Genomic DNA, 22,655 nt, shown 5'->3' on the forward strand with positions numbered 1-22,655 from the left:
ATTTACTTGCCGCCGCGGGCCAGGTATTCGCCGGTGCGCGTGTCGACCTTGACCTTCTCGCCCTGCTGGATGAACAGCGGAACCTTGACCACCGCGCCGGTTTCCAGCTTCGCCGGCTTGCCGCCGCTGGCCGCGGTATCGCCCTTGAGGCCCGGATCGGTCTCGACGATCGTCAGTTCGACCGTGTTCGGCGCGTAGACCACCAGCGGGACTTCGTTCCACAGCGTGATGCGGACCAGTTCCTCGCCCTTGAGCCACTGCGCGGCATCGACCATCGCGGCCTTGCCGGCGGTGAGCTGCTCGAAGGTCTTCGGGTCCATGAAGGTCCAGAACTCGCCGTCGTTGTACAGGTACTGCATGTCCTTGTCTTCGACGTCGGCCGACTCGATCGTGTCGCCGGACTTCAGGGTACGGTCGAGCACACGACCGGTCTTGAGGTTGCGGATCTTGATCGTGTTGGTCGCCTGGCCCTTGCCCGGCTTGCGGTATTCGTTGTCGATGACCGAGTACGGATCTCCATCGATGAGGAGCTTGGTACCGGCCTTCATTTCGTTGGTGCTGACAGATGCCATGAGTTTCAACCCGAAAATTTGAGCCTTTTGGCCGGGAATGGCCGCAACGGCGACAGGACGTCATAAAATGAGGCGCGCATGATACCGTCCCCTCAAACACCCCGCCAGCAGGCCGCCACTTGGCAGCACGTGCTGCGCGACGCCCTGACCCGCCCTGCCGACCTGCTGGATTTCCTCGGTCTGGATCCGGCCCTGCCGACGCTGGCCTTCGACCAGGTGCAGCATTTCCCGCTGAAGGTCCCGCGCGGCTTTGCCGCCCGCATGCGCCACGGGGACGCCCGCGATCCGCTGTTCCTGCAGGTCTGGCCGCAGCCGGCGGAGGCCGATCAGGTGCCCGGTTTCGGCATCGACGCGGTGGGCGACATGCACAAGCTGCGCGACGGCGGCCTGATCCACAAATACCAGGGCCGCGTGCTGGTCGTCGCGACCGGCGCCTGCGCGGTGCATTGCCGCTACTGCTTCCGTCGGCACTTCCCCTACAGCGAGCATCTGGCCGCGCGCAATCACTGGCAGGACGCGCTGGAGACGATCGCGGCCGACCCGACTATTCACGAGGTGATCCTGTCCGGCGGCGACCCGCTGTCGCTGTCGGATCAGAAGCTGGCGGAATTCGCCGATGCGCTCGACGCGATCCCTCACCTCAAGCGTCTGCGAATCCACACGCGTCAGCCGATCGTATTACCGGAACGCGTCGATGAGCGCCTGCTGGCCTGGCTGGGCCGCGGCCGTCTGGCGCGCATCGTCGTGCTGCATGCCAACCATCCGAACGAGCTGGATCACACGGTTGAAGCGGCGCTCAAACCCTTGCGCATGCTCGGCGTCACGCTGCTCAATCAGGCGGTCTTGCTGCAGGGCATCAATGACAACAGCGATACCTTGGCGGCATTATCGGAACGGCTGTCGGAATGTGGCATTCTTCCGTACTACCTGCATTTGCTGGATCGGGTACAGGGCTCAGCCCATTTTGAAGTCTCAGAGGAGCGGGCTCGCGGCCTGATGCGCGAGCTGACAGGACGTCTGCCGGGGTATCTGGTGCCCCGATTGGTACGCGAAGAAGCTGGAACCAACTCTAAAACTGCGATTCCATGGTAGCCACCGCACAAATGGTAAGCCCCCCCACCTCACAGACCGAAGCCGCCGCCGTTCCGGCCCGAAGCTTCGTTGTGCTGGTCGTGACGCGTTCTGAAAGCGTCGCCAAAGGGATCGAAAGCTATCTGCGCAACGCCGGACACCCGATCCGCTGCGCCTGGATCACCGATCTCGAGGATGTCGAAGGCGCGCTGCGCAGTGCGACCGCCGACCTGCTGATCGTCTCGGACGAGCAACCCGCCGTCGTGCAGACTGCAGAGGTCGTCGGCGTCGGCCGGCGCCTGATGCCGGACTTGCCGATCCTGGTGCTGGCCAAGCAGATCACCGCCGAGGAACAGGTCGCCGCACTGGCAGCCGGCGCGCGGGATCTGATCTCCAACGAAGACCTGCGCCACATGCGCCACCTGGAACTGGTCGTGCTGCGCGAGATCGCCGCGCACACCAGCTTCCGCGACCTGCGCAGCACGCGTCAGCGCCTGACGGCCTTCGAGGACCGTCACCAGCAGCTGATCACCAGCACCAACGATGCCGTGGCCTATATCCAGGAAGGCATCCTGTCGCAGGCCAACCCGGCGTTCGCGCAGCTGCTCGGCTACGCCGATCCGGAAGAACTCAACGCGCTGCCGCTGATGGATCTGGTGGCCGACGATCACCAGCCCAAGGTCAAGGCCCAGCTGAAGATGCTTCAGCGCGGCAAAAGCGACGGCAAGCCGCTCGAATGCTGCCTGATGCACAAGGAAGGCCGCCGCGTCGCGATCAGCGCCCGCATGATGCCGAGCACGGTCGACGGCGAGCAGCTGATCGAGATGCTGATCCGCTCCGAGGCCGCGGCAGCTGCCGCACCTGCCGCCACCGGCGGTGGCAGCGCGGCCGTCGGCGCCCCGGGCCGGATCGAATTCTTCGCCGCGCTTGCAGCGGCGATTTCCAGCGCCGATCCGAAGGCCGGCCAGCGCGCCGCCGTGCTGTTCACGGTCGACGATTACGCCGGCACCGAAACGCGGATGGGATTGCATGACGCCGCCCAGCTGGTCGAACAGCTGCAGGACTGGCTCAAGACCCAGCTGCAGCCGCAGGATCAGCTGTTCCGCTTCTCGACCCACGAAATCGCCGCGCTGGTTTCGCGCGCCTCGGTCGTCGAGCTGGCCGAAAACGGCGAGGCCATCGTCGCCGGCATCGGCGGCCACATCTTCAGCACGACCGGCCACGAGGCGCACCTGTCGCTGACGGTCGCCGCCTACCCGCTGTCCGGCAGCGAGGACGCGAACGCCGTCACTGCCGACCTGGTTCGCGATGCCCGCGCACTGTCGGCCAAGGGCGGCAAGAAGTTCGCCAACGTCGGCCCGACCGCCGCGTCCTCGCAGCAGGAGCGCGAAGACGCCCGCAAGGCCGCGATGGTTAAGAGTGCGCTGGAAAACGGCCGTCTCAAGCTGGCCTTCCAGTCCATTGCCAGCCTCGAAGGCGACACCCGCCAGCACTTCGACGTGCTGGTACGCGTCATCGACGACAACGGCAGCGAGATTCACGCGTCGGAGTTCATCAGCGCCGCCGAGAAGCATGGCCTGATGACCGGCATCGACCGCTGGGTCATCGACCGTGCGCTGAAGGTCCAGGCCAAGCGCGAAGGTGCGCAGCAGGCGTCCAGCCTGTTCGTGAAGATTTCCGAAGACAGCCTCAAGGACGCCGATCAGCTGATCGAGTGGACGCGGCAGCAGATCAAGGCGCGCGCGCTCAAGCCGGGCGAGATCGTCTTCGAGATGCGCGAGGTCGTGGTGCAGAACCACGTGCGCAAGGCGCGCATGCTGACCAAGGCGCTGACCGACCTGGGCGCCCAGATTGCGATCGAGCATTTCGGCGTCGGCACCAACCCGGCGCAGATGCTTGAACACATCCCGATGCAGTTCGTGAAGTTCCATCATTCCTTCACGAGCAAGTTCAACGACAAGGAAATGCATCGCAAGCTCGTGACGCTGATGGAAACCGCCAAGTCCAAGGGCATCAAGATCATCGTCACCCACGTCGAGGACGCCAACGTCATGGCGCGCCTGTGGCAGCTGGGCGTCAACTTCATCCAGGGCTACCACGTGCAGGAACCGGAAGTGGTGCTGCTGTCGGCCGACGTGAAGGGCTAGATCGACAGGCAGCAAAAAAGCCCGGCAATGCCGGGCTTTTTTGTATCTGCAGCCTCGATTACTTGATCGAGGAACTCGCGGCTTCCAGCGCCGCGATGCGCACATCCAGCGGCGGATGGGTCGCGAACATCTGCGAGAACTTGCCGCCGCGGATACCGAAGGCACGCACGGCTTCCGGCAGATCGGCTTCATCCTTCGCACCCTTCAGGCGCTGCAGCGCGGAAATCATCTTGCGCTTGCCGGCCAGATGCGCACCGCCGGCATCCGCGCGGAATTCACGCTGACGCGAGAACCAGGCGACGATCGCCGAAGCCAGAATGCCGAAGACGATCTGCAGCACCAGTACGCTGATGTAGTAGCCCGGGCCAACACCGCGCTCGGTCTTGAACACCGCACGATCGATCACATAGCCGACGACGCGCGACAGGAACATCACGAAGGTATTGAGCACGCCCTGGATCAGGGTCAGCGTCACCATGTCGCCATTGGCGACGTGGCTGATCTCGTGGCCGAGCACGGCTTCGACTTCGTCCTGGCTCATGCCGCGCAGCAGGCCGGTCGATACGGCGACCAGCGCACTGTTGCGATTCATGCCGGTCGCGAAGGCGTTCGGCTCCGGAGAATCGAAGATCGCCACCTCCGGCATGCCGATGCCGGCGGCGCGCGCCTGGCGCTCCACCGTCTGCAGCAGCCACATCTCGGCCGAATTTTTCGGCTCGGTGATGACCTGGGCGCCAGTCGCTCGCTTGGCCATCCACTTCGACATGGCGAGCGAAATGAACGAGCCGCCAAAGCCGAAGATCGCACTGAAGATCAGCAGCTGCTGCAGGTTGAGGCCGTTGGCGGTCAGGTAACGATCCGCACCGAGCAGGCTGGCAACGACGGACAGCACCAGCATCACGGCGATATTGGTCATCAGGAACAGCGCGATTCTCTTCATGGCTCGAAAGCTCTGGCTCTAAAAAGGTCGGCGGGCATCAACACCCAAACAAGGCAGCAATTTGGGCGCCAAATCGGTTTTCAAGAGGACCGGCAACGAACGTAGCCCGGGTGAAACCCGGGGGCCGGCCCCCTCCGGCACGCTCAGCCTCCCGGGTTTCACCCGGGCTACGTTCTTGCGCAAGGAGCACTTACTTGCCCGGCAGCGGATTCATGCTGTCGACGCGCTGGAAGCCCCGCGGCAGATGGCCGCCGCGGCTGGCGCGGGCACCGGCGTAATGTTCCAGATCGGACAGCTTGAGGCTCAGCGTGCGCTTGCCGCAGACCAGTTCGAGGCCGGCACCGGCTGGCACGACAGCCGCCGCAAGAATGCGATCTTCGCCCTTGAGGGTGACGAGTTTGTTGCCCTTGCCCTTGGCCAGTTCCGGCAGTTCGGCCAGTGGGAACAGCAGCAGGCGCCCTTCGGCGGTGGCCACCGCGTAACGATCCTGCGCCGGATCGAGCGTGCGGACCGCCGGCAGTGCCGCGGTCGAGCCGCCGAGATTGACGATCGCCTTGCCGGCCTTGAGCCGCGACTCGAGATCGCCGAGCTTGACGACGAAACCATAGCCCTCGTTGCCGCCGACGACGTAGCGATCGGACGGATCGCCCATCAGCAACGTAGAGATGCGACCGCCATCCTGCAGATCGAGGCGCGTCGTCACCGGTTCGCCCTGCGAACGTGCCGACGGCAGCTCGCGCGGATTGAGCGTGTAGCTGCGCCCCTTGTCGTCGAGCAGGATCAGCAGCTGATTGGTCTTGCCCTGCGCGTGGCACAGATACTCGTCGCCCGACTTGTAGCTCAGCGCCACCGGATCGAGGTCGAAGCCCTTGCCGGCGCGGATCCAGCCTGCCTTCGACAGCACGACGGTGACCGGTTCGGCCGGTGTGATGTCGGTGGCCTCCAGCGCCTGCGGCGGCGGTCGCGCATTGATCGGACAACGGCGCTCATCGCCGTACTTCTTGGCGTCTTCCTTGAGTTCGTCGCCGATCAGCTTGCGCATCTTGTCGTCGTCGCCGAGCAGCGCTTCGAGGCCACGGCGTTCGGTATCGAGCTCGTCCTGCTCGCCCTTGATCTTCATCTCCTCGATCTTCTGCAGATGACGCAGCTTGAGATCGAGGATGTAGTCGGCCTGGATTTCGCTCAGCGCGAAGCTCAGCATCAACTTGGCACGCGGGTCGTCCGCGGTGCGGATGATATGGATGACTTCGTCGATGTTCAGATACGCGATCAGCAAGCCTTCGAGCAGATGCAGGCGCTCGTTGACCTTGTTGAGCCGGTGGTTGAGGCGTCGCGTCACCGTCGCGAAGCGATACTCCAGCCACTCGCTGAGAATCTCCTTGAGATTCTTGACGCGCGGGCGGCCATCCAGGCCGATCATGTTGATGTTGACGCGGTAGCTGCGCTCGAGATCGGTGGTCGCGAACAGATGCGCCATCAACGCTTCGGCGTCGACCCGGTTCGAGCGCGGCACGATGACCAGGCGCGTCGGATTCTCATGGTCGGATTCGTCGCGCAGGTCTTCGACGAGCGGCAGCTTCTTCGCGCGCATCTGATCGGCAATCTGTTCCAGCACCTTGGCCGGCGACACTTGATGCGCGAGGTTGGTGATGATGATGTTGCCGTCGTCGTCGCGCTCCCAGCGTGCGCGCGCACGGATCTGGCCGTTGCCGGTCTGATAGACCTTGAGCAGATCGGCCGGCTCGCTGACGATCTCGCAGGCGGTCGGAAAATCCGGACCCGGCACGAACTCGCAGAGCTTCTCGATGTGCGCGTTCGGATGCTTGAGCAGATGCAGACAGGCGGCGACCAGCTCACGGATGTTGTGCGGCGGGATATCGGTCGCCATGCCGACCGCGATGCCGGTCGTGCCGTTGACGAGGATGTTCGGCAGCCGTGCCGGCAGCAGCCGCGGCTCCAGCAGCGTGCCGTCGAAGTTCGGCAGCCAGTCGACCGTGCCGTGCTCGAGTTCGCTGAGCAGCGTCGAGGCATACGGCATCAGACGCGATTCGGTGTAACGCATCGCCGCGAAGGACTTCGGATCGTCCGCGCTGCCCCAGTTGCCCTGGCCGTCGACCAGCGGATAGCGGTAGTTGAACGGCTGCGCCATCGTCACCATCGCTTCGTAGCAGGCGGAGTCGCCGTGCGGATGGAACTTGCCGATGACGTCACCGACGGTGCGCGCCGACTTCTTGTGCTTCTGGCCGGCCGACAGGCCCAGCTCGGACATCGCGTAGATGATGCGGCGCTGGACCGGCTTCAGGCCGTCCGCGATATGCGGCAGCGCGCGATCGAGCACGACGTACATTGAGTAATCAAGGTAGGCCTTCTCGGCGAACACGCGCAGCGGCTGGCGTTCGGTTTCGATGATCGGAGGTGTGGTCATGGCGGGTACGGATTTCGGAACAGGTTCAGGACAGCGTTTCTAGGATCGAGAATGGCGGCGCATCGGCAACCAGCGCCGAGCGCTCGACCATGCCCTGGGCAATCTCGCGTTCGCCCATCAGGATTTCGGTCGCACCGCATTTGTGCAGGTGCTCCGCTTCGGCGTCGGAATGCGCGCGCGCGACGATGCGCAGTCCGGGATTCTTGGCACGCGCCTGGCTGATGACCTGGCCGGCCTCGAAGCCACGCGGAATCGCGACGAACAGGCAGCGCGCGCCGCCGAGATTCGCAGCGAGCAGCACCTTCTTGTCGGCCGCGTTGCCGGACAGGATCTCGGCGCCGTCCTGCAGCGCCGCGGCCGCCGGCTTCTGGCGATCTTCGATGACCAGGAACGGCACCCCGGCTGCCCGCAGCGCGGCGCCGATGTGGCCGCCGACGCGTCCGTAGCCGGCAATGATCGCGTGATCGCTGAGCGCGGTCGCCGTCAGCTCCGGCATCGCCGGGCTCGGCAAGGCGGCCGGCAGCTCCGGGGCATTGATGCGTGATGAAGCCAGTTTGAACACGAGCGGATTGATCATGATCGATATGATCGCGCCGGCGAGGATCAGATCCTGAGCCTGCTGCGGTACCAGATTCATCGCAACGCCCATCGCCGCGAGAATGAAGGAGAACTCGCCGATCTGCGCGAGGCTGGCGGAAATCGTCCAGGCGGTCGATCCGGAGTAGCCGAACAGGCGCACGATCGCGTACGCCGCGACCGACTTGCCGACGACGATGATGCCGACCGTCGCCAGCAGTTGCAGCGGCGCCTGCAGGACGATCATCGGATCGAACAACATGCCGACCGCGACGAAGAACAACACCGCGAAGGCATCGCGCATCGGCAAGGATTCCTCGGCGGCGCGATGGCTGAGCGGCGATTCGTTGAGGATCATGCCGGCGAAGAAGGCACCGAGTGCAAACGACACGCCGAACAGATGCGCCGCGCCGAGCGCAACGCCGAGCGCGATCGCCAGCACCGACAGGCTGAACAGTTCGCGCGAGCCGGAGTTGGCGACCCAGTGCAGCATCCACGGTACGACGCGGCGGCCGACGATCAGCATGAAGGCGACGAAGGCGACGACCTTGCCGAGCGTGATGCCGATGACGCCGGCAACGCTCATGTCGCTGCCGCCGTCAGTGGCGGACAGCTGCGCGAACGCCGGAATCAGCACCAGCGCCAGCACCATCGCCAGATCCTCGACGATCAGCCAGCCGACCGCGATCTTGCCGCGCTCGGTATCCAGCAGGCGCCGATCCTCCAGCGCACGCAGCAGCACGACGGTACTCGCAACCGACAGCGCGAGGCCGAAGACGATGCCGGCGGCGAGATTCCAGTCCAGCGCCCACGCGAGGCCCATGCCGAGCAAAGTCGCGACGACGATCTGGACGATGGCGCCCGGCACCGCGATCTTCTTGACCGCGAGCAGGTCGGACAGCGAGAAGTGCAGGCCGACGCCGAACATCAGCAGGATCACGCCGATCTCAGACAGCTCGTTGGCAATCTGCATGTCGACCATGATGCCCGGCACATGCGGACCGCAGATCACGCCGGCCAGCAGGTAGCCGACCAGCGGCGGCAAGCGCAGCTTGTGCGCCAGCGCGCCGAACAGGAACGCGAGCACCAAGCTGGCAACAATCGTCGTAATCAACGGCGTGTGATGCATAAGAAGCCCGGAAGATCAAAGAGGTGGAAACGCCGGCAAGGGCTTGCCGCGCCTGCGGTTAGGACCATCGGCGCCGCGAAAAAGTGCCGCACGAAGCCAGCCGCGCCTCAAACCTCGGCGCGATTGCCTTCCCGCTCCAGCCATTCCTTGCGATGCCCGGCGCGCTTCTTCGCCAGCAGCATGTCCATCAACTCATCGGCGGGTACATCGTCGAGCGTCATCTGCACCAGGCGCCGCGTATCGCGCGCCATCGTCGTTTCGCGCAGCTGCAGCGGATTCATTTCGCCGAGACCCTTGAAGCGGGTGACGCTGATCTTGGCCTTGTTGCCTTCCGCGGCCAGGCGATCGATGACGCCATCGCGCTCGGCGGCGTCCAGCGCATAGAAGACCTGCTTGCCGGCATCGATGCGGTACAGCGGCGGCATCGCGATGTAGACGTTGCCGGCATCAATCAGCGGCCGGTAATGCTTGAGGAACAACGCGCACAGCAAGGTCGCGATGTGCAGGCCGTCGGAGTCGGCGTCGGCCAGCACGCAGATCTTGCCGTAGCGCAGGCCGCTGATGTCGGCACTGCCCGGATCGACGCCGATCGCGACACTGATGTTGTGGATTTCGTCGGAGCCGAGCGCTTCGCTGGAGTCGACTTCCCAGGTGTTGAGAATCTTGCCGCGCAGCGGCATGACCGCCTGGAATTCGCGGTCGCGCGCCTGCTTGGCCGAGCCGCCGGCCGAATCGCCTTCGACGAGGAACAGTTCAGTGTGCGAAGGATCGGACGACACGCAATCGGCCAGCTTGCCGGGCAGCGCCGGACCGCTGGTGATCTTCTTGCGGACGACCGTCTTGGCCTGCTTCAGGCGCGCGCTGGCATTGGCGATGACCAGTTGCGCGACCTGCTCGCCCTGGTCCGGATGCTGGTTGAGCCACAGGCTGAAGGCATCGTGGACGACCCCCGAGACGAAGGCTGCGGTCTCGCGCGACGACAGGCGCTCCTTGGTCTGACCGGCAAACTGCGGATCGTGCATCTTGACGCTGAGCACGTAAGCGCAGCCCTGCCAGACGTCTTCCGGCGTCAGCTTCATGCCGCGCGGCAGCAGGTTGCGGAACTCGCAGAACTCGCGGATCGCCTCGGTCAGGCCGGTGCGCAGGCCGTTGACGTGCGTACCGCCCTGCGCGGTCGGAATCAGATTGACGTAGCTCTCGGCCACCGGCTCGACGCGACCGCCTTCCTGGTTGAGCCAGACCAGCGCCCATTCGGCTTCTTCGCGCTTGCCCTTGAAGTTGCCGATGAAAGGCTCGGCCGGCAGCACTTCGGCGCCGTCGAGCGCATCGCGCAGATAGTCCGGCAGGCCGTTTTCGTACTGCCAGACGATCTGCTCGTTGTTGATCTTGTCGTCGAGCGTGACCTTGAGGTTCGGGCACAGCACGGCCTTCGCGCGCAGCACCTGCTTGAGGCGCGGCAGCGAGAATTTCGGTGAGTCGAAGTAGGAACCGTCCGGCCAGAAACGCACGGTCGTGCCGGTACGGTTCTTCGCAACGGTGCCGACGACTTCGAGCTGGCGGCTGCGCTCGCCGCCGCGGAATTCGATCAGATGTTCCTGGCCGCCGCGGAACACGCGCACTTCGAGCTTGTTCGACAGCGCATTGACGACCGACACGCCGACGCCGTGCAGACCGCCGGAGAACTGGTACATCTTGTTGGAGAACTTGGCGCCGGAATGCAGCTTGGTCAGGATCAGCTCGACGCCGGTGACCTTGTGCACCGGATGAATGTCGACCGGCATGCCGCGGCCGTCGTCGGCCACTTCCAGCGAGCCGTCGTCGTAGACAGTGACAGCCAGCGTCTTGCAGTAACCGGCCAGCGCCTCGTCGACCGCGTTGTCGATGACTTCCTGAGCCAGATGATTGGGACGCGCAGTGTCGGTGTACATGCCCGGGCGCTTGCGCACCGGGTCGAGCCCCTGCAGGACTTCAATTGCTTCCGCGCTGTACTGAGAGTTTTGAGGGGTGTTTGCCATCGTTGTCGAAAGATCAAAAGCCGCCGGACACTAACGGATGCGCGGGGGGTCGGCAACCGGGCTAAACTGCGGGCCGCCATCCTGTGGCGACGTGAATATATTTACGTTTTTGCAACATTAGTCAATAAATAATAACACCCACAGGCCCCAGCTCGAGCTCAGCATGCCGAAGAAAGCGGACAGCACAGCCCCCGACGCCAGCACCGACCCGGTCGGCCAGTTCGAAGGGTCGATGAAGGAGCTGGAGGGTATCGTCCAGAACCTCGAACGCGGCGATCTGCGGCTGGAGCAATCGCTGGCGCTGTTCGAGCGCGGCGTCGCGCTGACCCGCCAGTGCCGCGAGGCGCTCGACAGCGCCGAGCTCAAGGTCCGCAACCTGCTCGATCAGGCGCCCGAAGCCCCCGGAGCCGAGGACGACGATTCGTGAGTTCCACCGCGGCAATGGACCTGCCAACCCGCCTCGCCAATCACCGTCAACGCCTCGATGCGGCACTGAACCGCTGGCTGCCGCCGGCCGATCACTACCCCGCCCGCCTGCATGAGGCCATGCGTTACAGCAGCGACGGCGGCAAGCGCCTGCGGCCGCTGCTGGTCTACCTGGCCGGTGACGTGCTGGGTCTGGACGTCAGCCTGCTCGATGCGCCGGCCTGCGCGGTAGAGCTGATCCACGCCTACTCGCTGGTCCACGACGACCTGCCGGCGATGGACGACGACGACCTGCGCCGCGGCCGGCCGACGACCCACAAGGCCTACGACGAAGCGACCGCGATCCTGGTCGGCGACGGCCTGCAGGCGCTGGCCTTTCAGGTCCTCGCCGCCGAGCACCGTCTCGGTGCGAAACAGCGCCTGAAGATGATCGAAATCCTCGCCGACGCCGCCGGCTCGCGCGGCATGGTCGGCGGCCAGGCCGTCGATCTGGCGTCCGAGAATCAGCACCTGCCGCTGGCCGAGCTCGAAGCCCTGCACATCCACAAGACCGGTGCGCTGATCCGCGCCTGCCTGCGCCTGGCCTGCGCCGCCGCGCCCAAGCTCGAAGCGGAGCGCGCCGAAGCGCTCGACCGCTATGGCAAGACCATCGGCCTCGCCTTCCAGATCCAGGATGATGTGCTCGACGTCGAAAGCAATTCGGCGACGCTGGGCAAGACCGCCGGCAAGGACAGCGCCAGCGGCAAGTCGACCTACCCGGCCATCCTCGGCCTGAGCGCCGCGCGCGAACGCGCCGACGATCTGTTCGCGCAGGCACGCAGCGCGCTGAAGCCCTTCGGCGCCGATGCCCAGCCCTTGCTGGAGTTCGCCGACAGCATCCGTCAGCGCGATCGGTAGCGCTGCAGCGCCGCCAGCCGTTGTCACTGCGGTGCAGCATTTGACCGGGCTTTATCGGATAATTGCCTGCCGCGGCATGCACCCAAATGGGGCAAGTCGACCGGAAAGGAATCCGCGACCTGGTTTTTCGCCATCTGAACCGCAACAGACGAGCCCATGACAGAAATTCCAGGCTACGCCCTCCTCGGCCGCGTCCACACGCCGGCCGAACTGCGCACCCTGCCGGTTGAAGACCTGCCGCTGCTCGCCGTTGAAACCCGCCGCTACCTGATCGAAACCCTCGGCCGCATCGGCGGACATTTCGCCGCCAACCTCGGCACCGTCGAGCTGACGATCGCGCTGCATCGCTGCTTCGACACGCCGCATGACCGCCTGGTCTGGGACGTCGGCCATCAGGCCTATCCGCACAAGATGCTCACCGAGCGCCGCGAACAGCTCGACACGATCCGCCGTCTCGGCGGCCTCGCACCGTTCTGCCTGCGCGCCGAGAGCGAATACGACACCTTCGGCGTCGGTCATTCCTCGACGTCTATTTCCGCCGCCGCCGGCATGGCTGCCGCCGCGCGCATCAAGGGCGAGAAACGCCGCTCGGTCGCGATCATCGGCGACGGCGGCATGACCGCCGGCATGGCCTTCGAGGCGCTCAACCACGCCGGGCATCTGAAACTCGACATGCTGGTCGTCTACAACGACAACGACATGTCGATCTCGGAAAACGTCGGCGCGCTGCGCAACCGCTCGGCACGCCTGATGCGCAAGCTCGGCCTGCAGGCCTCCACGCGCGTGCCCGGCAACGAAGACCAGCTCGACAGCGACAACGAAGCGCACCTGAACAATCCGGGCGCGATGTTCGAGACCTTCGGCTTCAAGTATCACGGCCCGATCGACGGCCACGATCTGGCTGCGCTGACCGCGGAACTTGATCGCCTCAAGGACCTGCCCGGCAGCCATCTGCTGCACATCGTCACGGTCAAGGGCAAGGGCTTCGATCCCGCCGAGGCCGATCCGATCAAGTACCACGGCGTCACCCAGTTCGATCCGGTCACCGGCGCCTTCCCGAAATCCAAGGGCGGCGCGCTGCCGAGCTACACGCAGATTTTCGGCAACTGGCTCTGCGAGGCCGCCGCTGCCGACCCGGGTGTTGTCGCGATCACGCCGGCGATGCGCGAAGGCTCCGGCCTCGTCGAGTTCGCGCGCAAATTCCCGGACCGTTATTTCGACGTCGGCATTGCCGAGCAGCATGCTGTCACCCTCGCCGCCGGTCTCGCCTGCGAAGGCCTGAAGCCGGTCTGCGCGATCTACTCGACGTTCCTCCAGCGCGGCTACGACCAGCTGATTCACGACGTCGCGATCCAGAACCTGCCGGTCGTCTTCGCGATCGATCGCGGCGGTCTGGTCGGCGCCGACGGCGCGACGCATCACGGCGCATTCGATCTGTCGTATCTGCGCTGCATTCCGAACATGGTCGTCATGGCGCCGTCCGACGAGAACGAGTGCCGCCGCATGCTGACGACCGGCCTGTCATTGAACCAGCCGAGCGCGATCCGTTACCCGCGCGGCAGCGGCAATGGCGTCAGCTGCGAAGCCGATCCGAAACCGCTGACGATCGGCCGCGGCCGCATCGTCCGCGAAGCGCACGGCCGGCGCCGCCCGCGCGTCGCGATCCTTGCCTTCGGCGCCATGGTGCAGCCGGCGATCGAAGCCGCGGAAATTCTCGACGCCGTCGTTGCCGACATGCGCTTCGTCAAACCGCTGGACACCGAGTTGATTCTCGAGCTGGCCAACGAGAACGATCTGCTCGTCACCATCGAAGACAACGCGCGCATGGGCGGCGCGGGTTCCGGCGTCAACGAAGTGCTGCTGTCGCAGCATCATGCGGTGCCGGTACTGAACCTGGGCCTGCCCGACCATTTCGTCGAGCACGGCACGCGCGAGGAGCTGCTGGCCCAGTGCGGACTCGACGTCAGCAGCATTCAGCGCGCGATCCAGAAGCGCCTGCGCTCGCGCGACATGGATCGGCATAGCGCCACGCAGACGCGCTAGCAACGATTCAGGTGCTGATCGCCAGCCGCTCGCTCTGATACTGGCGGATGGCGATCAGCACAAAGATCACCGCGAACAGCAGCGTCGTCGCCACACTGCCGGCGGCCGCAATGGCCGATACCGATTCACCGCGCACCAGATCGTTGATCAACGCGCTCTGGCCGAACAGCGGCGTCCAGTACATCCACAGCGCCGGCTTCAGCGGATTGAGCACGAAGATCATGCTCGGAATCGCCGGGATCAGGATCAGGAACTGCAGATAGGTCTGCGCCTCACGGAAGGTCTTGGCCATTGCGGCGACGACAGTCTGCGCCGCCGCCGCCAGCAAGGCGATCGGCAGGACGATCAGCAGGATTTTCGCCGCAGTGGCGATCGACAGAGACAGCGCCGAACCGATCAGCTCGGCCGGAATCAGCGCAATGCTCAGCACGAACGCCAGCACGCACATCAACAAGGACACGGCCGCGTAAGCCGTCGTCGCCAGCACCTTGCCGACCACGATCTGCGCACGCGACACCGGGGTGATCAGCAGCGGCTCCAGCGACTGCCGTTCGCGCTCGCCCGAGGTCGTGTCGATCGCCAGATACATGCCGCCGACAAATGCGGACAGGATCAGGAAGTAAGGCAGCATCGCCATCAACGTGCCGGTACGGCTCTGCTCGGTCGACACGTCGCGATCGACGAGGGTCAGCGGCGCAGCGATGCCCGGCGCTATGCCGCGCGCCTGCAGGCGCAGCGACGCGACCGTCGAACTGAAACTCTGCAGCAGCCCACGCACACGATTGACGGTGGTTGCGGTGTGCTGACGGCTGGCGTCGTAATACAGCTCGACCGGCGCCGCATCGCCGTCGCGCCAATGCCGCGGATAATCCTCGGCGATGACCAGCACAAGATCTTCTTCTTGCGCACGGACACTGGCGCGCGGATCCGCGGGCGCGGCCTTGATCGAGACGCCCTGCTGCTTCAGGTACGCGACCAGATTCGGCGCGTGTTCGGCACCCGCGACCGGCAGTTCCAGCACCGCCTCGGCCTTGTCGCGCTGCTGGCTCATGACAAAGCCGATCAGTAAAGCGAACAGCAAGGGCCCGACCAACGGACCATAGAGCAGCGCCGACGCCAGCGTGCGGCGGTCGCGTGCATTTTCGCGCACTTCCTTGGAAAACACGGTGAACCAGGCGCTCATGCGCCCACCTTCCAGCCAATCTCCATGCATGGCATGCGCATGAGCGAGCACGCTCCCGCACCCATTTGCGCTACGCGCAAAGCACCGTGTCGCGCGCTCATGCCATCAAACCCTCGCCACTGCCGATCACACTGACGAAAGCATCCTCAAGCGTCTCCGCAGCCGTCTGTGCGCGCAGTTCGTCGGCCGTGCCATCGGCAACGACTCGTCCCTGCGCAATGACCACGATGCGATCGCACAGCGCCGCGACCTCCTGCATGACGTGGCTAGACAACACGACGCAATGGCCCTGCGCCTTCAGCGACAGTAGATAACGCCGCAGGCTACGGGTCGCCATGACGTCGAGGCCATTGGTCGGCTCATCGAGCAGGATGTTGCGCGGCTCGTGGACCAGCGCCCGGGCAATCGCCGTCTTCACGCGCTGGCCCTGGGAGAATCCGTCGGCACGGCGATGTTCGATGTCCCGCATGTCGAGATGCTCGATCAGGCGGTCTACGCGCTGCTTGAGCAGTACCGCATCGATGCCATGAAGGCGGCCGAAGTATTCGATGTTCTCGCGCGCCGTGAAGCGCTTGTACAGACCACGCGCATCCGGCAGCACGCCAAGCCTGCGCCGCGCCGTCAGGGGATCGGCCAAGGCATCGACGTCATCGACAAGAATCCGCCCGCTGTCCGGACGCAACAGCGTGTAGAGCATGCGCAGCGTCGTCGTCTTGCCGGCGCCGTTGGGGCCGAGCAAGCCGGTGATCTGACCGTTCTCCGCACGGAACGACACGCCATCGACCGCGCGTATCGCGCCGAAGCTGCGCCGCAGTTCGTGAACTTCAATCATGGCGCGAAGCCGTTGTAGTCGAGGAAGGCGGGCATGGCGCCCAGCTCGTTGACGCAGGCGACATCCAGCGCCTTTGCGTCGGCCGTCTCGATGAACTTGGCGAGCAGGCGCGGAATGCATCCGCTGTTCATCGTGATGTGGCCCTGCCCCGGCGCCTGGAGATGGCGTGCCGCGCTCAAGGTCGCGAGAACCTGCTCGCCATAGCGCGGCGGCGTCACCGGATCGTTCTCGCCCGACAGGATCAGCACCGGCTTGTCGGACTTCAGCGCCTGCTTGAAATCCACAGGCATGCGGCCGCGCGGCCAGATGTCGCACTGGGCAAGCAGGCCGTCGACGAGGCTGCTGCCGAGCAGCGTCTGCGCATCCCGCGGATCTGCCTGCAGCGTCGCGGCGTCTTCGGCGCACAGCACCGACAACTCCATGCCGTGCGCAAGCTGCTCTTCGAGGTGCTTAGACAGCAACTCGATCTGCGCATACAGCGGCGCCGCATTGCCGCGGCTGGCTTCGGCAATCCACAGCGGCAGCAATGCCGCCGACTCGGGTTTGTAGGAGTACAAGCGCACCACCGCGGCCAGAACCTCGCGGGTCAGCGTGCCGGTCTTGTCGGTGAAGTCCGTGGGATCGCGGAACTGCAGACTGCGCGGCGATCGATCGAGTTCGTCGCGCAGGCGCTTCAGCTGCTGGGCGACATCGCCATGCCGCTGGCGACATTCGGCGTCGGCACCGCAGGCGGCGAAGATATTCGTCAGTGCCTGGTCGAGGTTGCGGGCATGGTCGGCACCGAGCGCGAGTTCCGGCGGCACGACGCCGTCGACGACGACGCTGCGAATCGCCGACGGATGCCGGCGCAGATACTCCAGCGCGACGCGCGTACCGTAGGACCCGCCAATCAGATTGACCTGCTGGATGCCGAGCGCGAGGCGGATGTCCTCGAGATCGTCGATGTAATCGGATGTCGTGTAATAGCGCAGATCGGCAACCGGCTTGAGCTTGTCCCGGCAGTCCTGCGCGAGCTGCCGCCAGGCCTGGCGATCCGCCGACAAGGCCTGATCCGGTTCCGGCAATGCGCAGGCGAGACGATTCGAACCGCCGGTGCCGCGCTGGTCGATCAGCAGAATGTCGCGATGGCGATTGATGCGCGCGAGACCGGGCTGCACCGAGACATAAGCGTCGACCGCGGCCTGCCCCGGTCCGCCGGCGAGAAAGATCACCGGGTCCTCACGCGAACCCGCGATACGCGCCTTGATGCGCGCGACGCGCAGCGACAGTTTCCGGCCTTCCGGCTCGGCGCGATTCTCGGCCACGCTGAAGCGCGCGCACTCGGCCTCGACGCGCGGCACACCGGACGCGTCGAGCAGGTCGCAATCGCTGAACTCAAGGCCAGTCGCGGCACTCGCAGCGGCCCGGCCCGGCACGGCCGCGATCCACAGCGCCAGCAATAGCGCGATCGATCTCATCCGCTCCGCTCGGGGCGCCAGGCCAGCCGTTCGCGCAGGCGCACGACCTGACCGACGATCAGCAGGCTCGCGCCCTTGTAGCCGGCCTGTTCGACCTGCTGCGGCAGATCGCCGAGCGTCGCGACGCAGACGCGCTGCCGTTCGGTCGTGCCTTCCTCGATCATCGCCGCCGGCCAATCCGCCGGCAGGCCATGCGCGATCAGCTTCGCGCACAGGGTCGGCAGGCTGTTGAGGCCCATGTAGACGACGACGGTCTGGCCGCGCTTCGCCAGCTGGTCCCAATGCAGATCAAGCTGGCCGTCGGCCCGCGCGTGACCGGTCACGAAGATGCAGGATTGCGCGTGGTCGCGATGGGTCAGCGGAATGCCGGCGTAGGCCGCGCAACCGCTCGCGGCAGTCACGCCGGGCACGACCTGGAACGGAATGCCATGCGCCATCAGCGTATCCACTTCCTCGCCGCCGCGGCCAAAGATGAAGGGATCGCCGCCCTTGAGGCGCAGCACGCGCAGGCCTTGCTGCGCGAGGCGCACCAGCTCGGCGTTGATCTCTTCCTGCGGCACCGCATGCTGGCTGCGCGCCTTGCCGACATACAGGCGCCGCGCATCGCGGCGCACCAGTTCCATCACCTTCGGCGAAATCAGGCGGTCGTGCAGCACCACGTCGCACTGCTGCATCAGGCGCAGCGCCTTGAAGGTGAGCAGATCCGGATCGCCAGGCCCGGCGCCGACCAGATAAACCTCGCCGCCGGCGGGCTTGCCGTCGACCAGCGCCTGCAGATCGTCGGCGGCACCGTCGAGATCGCCATTGAGCGCGCGTTCGGACGCGCGGCTGTCGAGGAAGCGTTCCCAGACCGAGCGCCGCGCGGCGCCGCGCAACTGGGCATGCACGCGCTCGCGCCATTGATGCATGAAGCCGGCAAGCCGGCCATAGGATTCGGGCAGCAGCGCTTCGAAGCGCTCGCGCAGACGGCGTGCCAGAACGGGCGCCGCGCCGCCGGTGGAGATGGCGATCAGCAGCGGCGAGCGATCGACGATCGACGGCGTGACGAAGCTGGACAGCTGGGCGTCATCGACGACATTGACCGGAATCCCCGCGGCTTCGGCGGCTGCGGCCACGCTGGCGTTCAGCGCCGCATCATCGGTCGCGGCGACGACCAGCCGGCAGCCGGCCAGTTGAGCCGCTGCAAACTGCGGCGCGACATGCCTGACCTGCCCGGCCGCGCACAGCTCACCGAGCTCCTCGTGCAGCTCTGCCGCCACGATCTCGAGCCTCGCGCCGGCACGCAGCAGCAGCCTGACCTTGCGGGTCGCGACCTCGCCGCCGCCGACCAGCAGGACACGCTGGTCCTGCAGGCGCAGGAAAACGGGGTAATAAGGCCAGCGATTGGGTTCCATGAAGCCGGTTTCGAGGATTTCTGCGCTGATTGTCGCTGAAAGTGATGCGCAGGAATCGAATCATTGCCTATACTTCTTATTCTTACAATGCATAACGACTCTGGGTACTGGGTTCCGGGACGCCGACATGAAACTCCGCCAACTGCGCTACATCCACGAAGTGGCCCACCGCGGCCTCAACGTCACCGCCGCGGCCGAAGCCCTGTTCACCTCGCAGCCCGGCGTCAGCAAGCAGATTCGCCTGCTGGAAGAGGAACTGGGCGTCGACATCTTCGTGCGCAGCGGCAAGCACCTGTCGGAAATCACCCCGGCCGGCCAGCGCATTCTTGAGTACACCGCGCGCCTGCTGGCGGAAGTCGACAACGTCGAGCGCGTCGCCTCCGAGTTCCACGACAGCGACCGCGGCGATCTGGCGATTGCGACGACGCACACCCAGGCGCGCTATGCGCTGCCGGCCATCATCCAGACCTTCCGCAAGAAGTACCCCGGCGTGACGATGCACCTGCACCAGGGCTCGCCGCCGCAGATCGCCAAGATGGCCGCCGAGGGCCAGGCCGATTTCGCCATCGCGACCGAAGCCATGCATCACTTCGAAAGCCTGGTCATGCTGCCCTGCTACCGCTGGAACCGCTGCGTGCTGGTCAAGCCCGACCATCCGCTGGCGAAGGTCAAGCAGCTGACGCTGCAGGACATCGCCCAGTATCCGGTCGTCACCTACACCTTCGGGTTCACCGGCCGCTCCAAGCTCGATCAGGCGTTTGCCGCGCACGGACTGAAGCCGGATGTGGTGCTGACCGCGGTCGACGCCGACGTCATCAAGACCTATGTGCGCCTGGGCATGGGCATCGGCATCGTCGCGACGATGGCCTACGACGAGCAGGTCGACCGCGACCTGATCCGCCTGCCGGCCGATCACCTGTTCGAGGCCAGCACCACCCACATCGGCTTCCGCCGCGGTCTGTTCCTGCGCGGCTACATGTACGACTTCCTGCAGCAGTTCGCCGGACACCTCAAGCGCGACCTGATCGACGAGCTCAGCGCGATTCCGGACGCCGAGCTGCGCCGGCGCCGGACGCTGGAGCTGATTCCGCATATTCCGGGGTCGAACACCTGACCTGCCGGGCGGTCGGCCGTAGGAAAACGGCCTCATAACCGTTCGGTATGTACTTAGGGCTTCGATATGCGCGCTTGCCCTGATAATCTGCGCGCCCTTGATGCAGGACCAGCAAGCCACGGCCGGGACATACCACGGCCGCCAGCCCCGCCAAAACGCCTAAATGTACAAATACGACGCATACGACCAGCGGCTCGTCGACCAGCGGGTCGACCAGTTCCGCGACCAGACTCGCCGCTTCCTCGCCGGTGAACTGCCGGACGACGAATTCCGCGCGCTGCGCCTGCGCAACGGCCTGTACGTGCAGCGCTTCGCACCGATGCTGCGCGTGTCGATTCCCTACGGCCTGCTGTCCTCGCGGCAGCTGCACATGCTGGGCCACATCGCGCGCAAGTACGACAAGAACTACGGCCACTTCTCGACGCGCCAGAACATCCAGTACAACTGGCCGAAGCTGGAGGAAGTGCCGGACATCCTCGCCGACCTCGCCACCGTCGAGATGCACGCGATCCAGACCTCCGGCAACTGCATCCGCAACATCACCTCGGATCACCTTGCCGGCGTCGCCAGCGACGAGCTGATCGATCCGCGTCCGTACTGCGAGCTGACCCGTCAGTGGGCGACGTTCCATCCGGAATTCAACTGGCTGCCGCGCAAGTTCAAGATCGCCTTCGCGGCAACGGCGACCGACCGCGCGGCGATCAAGGTCCACGATATCGGCATCCGCATCCTGCGCAACGACGCCGGCGAGCTCGGCTACGCCATCTACGTCGGCGGCGGCCTCGGCCGCATGCCGATGATCGCGCCGCTGATCCGCGAGTTCCTGCCCGAGTCGCAGCTGTTCTCGTATCTCGAAGCGGTCCTGCGCGTCTACAACCGCCTCGGCCGTCGCGACAACATCCATCGTGCGCGCATCAAGGTGCTGGTCAAGTCGCTCGGCGCCAAGGAGTTCGCGCGCCTGGTCGAAGCCGAATGGGCGCAGATCGACAAGGCGCCGCTCGAACTGACCGCCGCGGACATCGAGCGCGTCAGAAAGCACTTCACGCCGCATCCGTATGTCAGCGATGCCGCCGCCGACACGAGCTTCGCGAATGCCCTCGCCAACGACAGCGCGTTCGCCGGCTTCGTCAAGCGCAATGTCCTCGCGCACCGCGTTGACGGCTACAAGATCGTGTTCGTGTCGCTGAAGGCGCCGGGCGTCGCGCCGGGCGACATCACGGCCGAGCAGATGGATCTGGTCGCCGACCTCGCCGCCAAGTACAGCTGCGACGAAATCCGCGCGACGCACGACCAGAATCTCGTGCTCGCCGACGTCCAGCAGAAGGATGTGTACGCGGTCTGGCAGGCGCTCAAGGGCGCCGGCCTCGCAACGCCGAACATCGGCCTGCTGACCGACATGATCTGCTGCCCGGGCCTGGATTTCTGCTCGCTCGCCAACGCCGGTTCGATCGGCGTCGCCGCCGACATCAATGATCGCTTCGATGCGCTCGACCATCTGCACGACATCGGCGAACTCAAGCTCAAGATGTCCGGCTGCATGAACGGCTGCGGCCATCACACGGTCGGCCACATCGGCATCCTCGGCGTCGACAAGAAGGGCGAGGAGTGGTACCAGGTGACGCTCGGCGGCAGCGCCTCCGACGATGCCAGCCTCGGCGACCGCACCGGTCCGTCGTTCAGTCGCGACGAAATCGCCAACGCCGTCGAACAGATCATCGGCGTCTACCTCGAACAGCGCGGCACCGACGAGGAAAGCTTCCTCGATTGCTATCGCCGCGTCGGCATGGCGCCGTTCAAGTCGCGCCTGTATTCGACGGAAGCCGAGGAAGTCGAAGCATGAGCACTCTGGAGCAAAGCCCGGTCAAGGCCGGCGATGCCGCGGCGGCATCGACGATCGTGATCGTCGGCGGCAAGGCCGTCGCCAACGACGTGCAATGGGTCGCCGACGATGCCGAGCTGCCGGCCGGCGGCCGCGTCAGCGTCTCGCTCAAGCGCTGGACCGCGGAGCGCGCGACACTCGAAGCGCTGCCCGCACTCGATATCGGCGTGCGGCTTGCCAATACCACCGATGTCACCGAAGCCTGGCCACAGCTGTCTGGCCGCTCGCGCATCGAGATCGAATTTCCCGCCTTCGGCGACGGACGCGCGTACAGCCAGGCCCGCCTGCTGCGCGAGCGCTATGCGTTTCATGGCGAGATTCGTGCGATCGGTGCCGCCGTCGTGCTCGACCAGGCGCGCGAGTTGGCGCGCTGCGGCGTCAGCGCGTTCGCGCTGCGCGACGATCAAAAGCCGGAAGGCTTTCTCGAACAGCTGAGCAAGGCCGACGGCACGCCGTGGTATCAGGCGCCGATCGGTGCCGCGCGCGCCGGCTTCCTGCGCCGAGCGGGTTAAATAGAGAAACGTAGGATGGGCTGAGCGCAGCGCAGCCCATCTG

The 22,655-nt window shown here is 65.5% G+C and carries 17 protein-coding genes; 8 read left to right on the forward strand and 9 right to left on the reverse strand.

What is annotated here, in order from left to right:
• Positions 1–2 precede the first annotated feature (2 nt).
• Complete coding sequence (gene efp, locus AC3WUF_RS14695) at positions 3–572, reverse strand: elongation factor P (RefSeq protein WP_492426846.1); 570 nt, start codon at positions 570–572, stop codon at positions 3–5.
• Positions 573–650: 78 nt separating this feature from the next.
• Between efp and epmB the strand changes: the two genes are divergently transcribed.
• Entirely contained in the window at positions 651–1,664 is a 1,014-nt protein-coding gene (gene epmB, locus AC3WUF_RS14700) for an EF-P beta-lysylation protein EpmB (protein WP_492426848.1), read from the forward strand.
• A gap of 80 nt (positions 1,665–1,744) precedes the next feature.
• A complete protein-coding gene (locus AC3WUF_RS14705; RefSeq protein ID WP_492426850.1) occupies positions 1,745–3,790 on the forward strand; it encodes an EAL domain-containing protein in 2,046 nt (681 codons plus the stop codon).
• Positions 3,791–3,848: 58 nt separating this feature from the next.
• Here the strand turns inward: AC3WUF_RS14705 and htpX are convergent, their stop codons facing one another.
• From htpX to parE, 4 genes are all read right to left on the reverse strand, one after another.
• Positions 3,849–4,730, reverse strand: coding sequence for a protease HtpX (gene htpX / locus AC3WUF_RS14710; protein WP_492426852.1), 882 nt, complete (start codon positions 4,728–4,730; stop codon positions 3,849–3,851).
• A gap of 190 nt (positions 4,731–4,920) precedes the next feature.
• Positions 4,921–7,155, reverse strand: coding sequence for a DNA topoisomerase IV subunit A (parC, locus tag AC3WUF_RS14715; protein ID WP_492426854.1), 2,235 nt, complete (start codon positions 7,153–7,155; stop codon positions 4,921–4,923).
• Positions 7,156–7,180: 25 nt separating this feature from the next.
• Positions 7,181–8,860: a YbaL family putative K(+) efflux transporter gene (gene ybaL, locus AC3WUF_RS14720; protein WP_492426856.1), complete on the reverse strand. Its 1,680-nt coding sequence runs from the start codon at positions 8,858–8,860 to the stop codon at positions 7,181–7,183.
• Positions 8,861–8,967: 107 nt separating this feature from the next.
• Complete coding sequence (gene parE, locus AC3WUF_RS14725) at positions 8,968–10,875, reverse strand: DNA topoisomerase IV subunit B (protein ID WP_492426858.1); 1,908 nt, start codon at positions 10,873–10,875, stop codon at positions 8,968–8,970.
• A 163-nt stretch (positions 10,876–11,038) separates the two neighbouring features.
• Here parE and AC3WUF_RS14730 point away from each other — a divergent pair, with 163 nt between their 5' ends.
• The 3 genes from AC3WUF_RS14730 to dxs all read left to right on the forward strand — a co-directional run bounded on the left by AC3WUF_RS14730 (position 11,039) and on the right by dxs (position 14,241).
• Positions 11,039–11,302, forward strand: coding sequence for an exodeoxyribonuclease VII small subunit (locus AC3WUF_RS14730; RefSeq protein WP_492426860.1), 264 nt, complete (start codon positions 11,039–11,041; stop codon positions 11,300–11,302).
• Positions 11,303–11,316: 14 nt separating this feature from the next.
• Complete coding sequence (locus AC3WUF_RS14735; RefSeq protein WP_492427202.1) at positions 11,317–12,198, forward strand: farnesyl diphosphate synthase; 882 nt, start codon at positions 11,317–11,319, stop codon at positions 12,196–12,198.
• Positions 12,199–12,354: 156 nt separating this feature from the next.
• Positions 12,355–14,241 carry a 1-deoxy-D-xylulose-5-phosphate synthase gene (gene dxs, locus AC3WUF_RS14740; RefSeq protein WP_492426862.1) on the forward strand — a complete coding sequence of 629 codons (1,887 nt, stop codon included), beginning with the start codon at positions 12,355–12,357 and terminating at the stop codon, positions 14,239–14,241.
• A gap of 7 nt (positions 14,242–14,248) precedes the next feature.
• Here the strand turns inward: dxs and AC3WUF_RS14745 are convergent, their stop codons facing one another.
• The 4 genes from AC3WUF_RS14745 to cysG all read right to left on the reverse strand — a co-directional run bounded on the left by AC3WUF_RS14745 (position 14,249) and on the right by cysG (position 19,107).
• Positions 14,249–15,424, reverse strand: a complete 1,176-nt coding sequence (locus AC3WUF_RS14745; protein WP_492426864.1) for an ABC transporter permease — start codon at positions 15,422–15,424, stop codon at positions 14,249–14,251.
• Positions 15,425–15,521: 97 nt separating this feature from the next.
• Positions 15,522–16,256: an ABC transporter ATP-binding protein gene (locus AC3WUF_RS14750; RefSeq protein ID WP_492426866.1), complete on the reverse strand. Its 735-nt coding sequence runs from the start codon at positions 16,254–16,256 to the stop codon at positions 15,522–15,524.
• Complete coding sequence (locus AC3WUF_RS14755) at positions 16,253–17,713, reverse strand: alpha/beta fold hydrolase (protein ID WP_492426868.1); 1,461 nt, start codon at positions 17,711–17,713, stop codon at positions 16,253–16,255. The genes AC3WUF_RS14750 and AC3WUF_RS14755 overlap by 4 nt, the downstream gene beginning before the upstream one ends.
• Complete coding sequence (gene cysG / locus AC3WUF_RS14760) at positions 17,710–19,107, reverse strand: siroheme synthase CysG (RefSeq protein WP_492426870.1); 1,398 nt, start codon at positions 19,105–19,107, stop codon at positions 17,710–17,712. The genes AC3WUF_RS14755 and cysG overlap by 4 nt, the downstream gene beginning before the upstream one ends.
• 127 nt (positions 19,108–19,234) lie before the next feature.
• Between cysG and cysB the strand changes: the two genes are divergently transcribed.
• From cysB to AC3WUF_RS14775, 3 genes are all read left to right on the forward strand, one after another.
• A complete protein-coding gene (cysB, locus tag AC3WUF_RS14765; protein WP_492426872.1) occupies positions 19,235–20,221 on the forward strand; it encodes an HTH-type transcriptional regulator CysB in 987 nt (328 codons plus the stop codon).
• A gap of 163 nt (positions 20,222–20,384) precedes the next feature.
• Positions 20,385–22,061 (forward strand): nitrite/sulfite reductase, encoded by a 1,677-nt coding sequence (locus AC3WUF_RS14770; RefSeq protein WP_492426874.1) that lies wholly within the window; start codon positions 20,385–20,387, stop codon positions 22,059–22,061.
• Positions 22,058–22,612, forward strand: coding sequence for a DUF934 domain-containing protein (locus AC3WUF_RS14775; RefSeq protein ID WP_492426876.1), 555 nt, complete (start codon positions 22,058–22,060; stop codon positions 22,610–22,612). The genes AC3WUF_RS14770 and AC3WUF_RS14775 overlap by 4 nt, the downstream gene beginning before the upstream one ends.
• Positions 22,613–22,655 lie beyond the last annotated feature (43 nt).

This window comes from Fontimonas sp. FW305-C-3 (assembly GCF_058783185.1).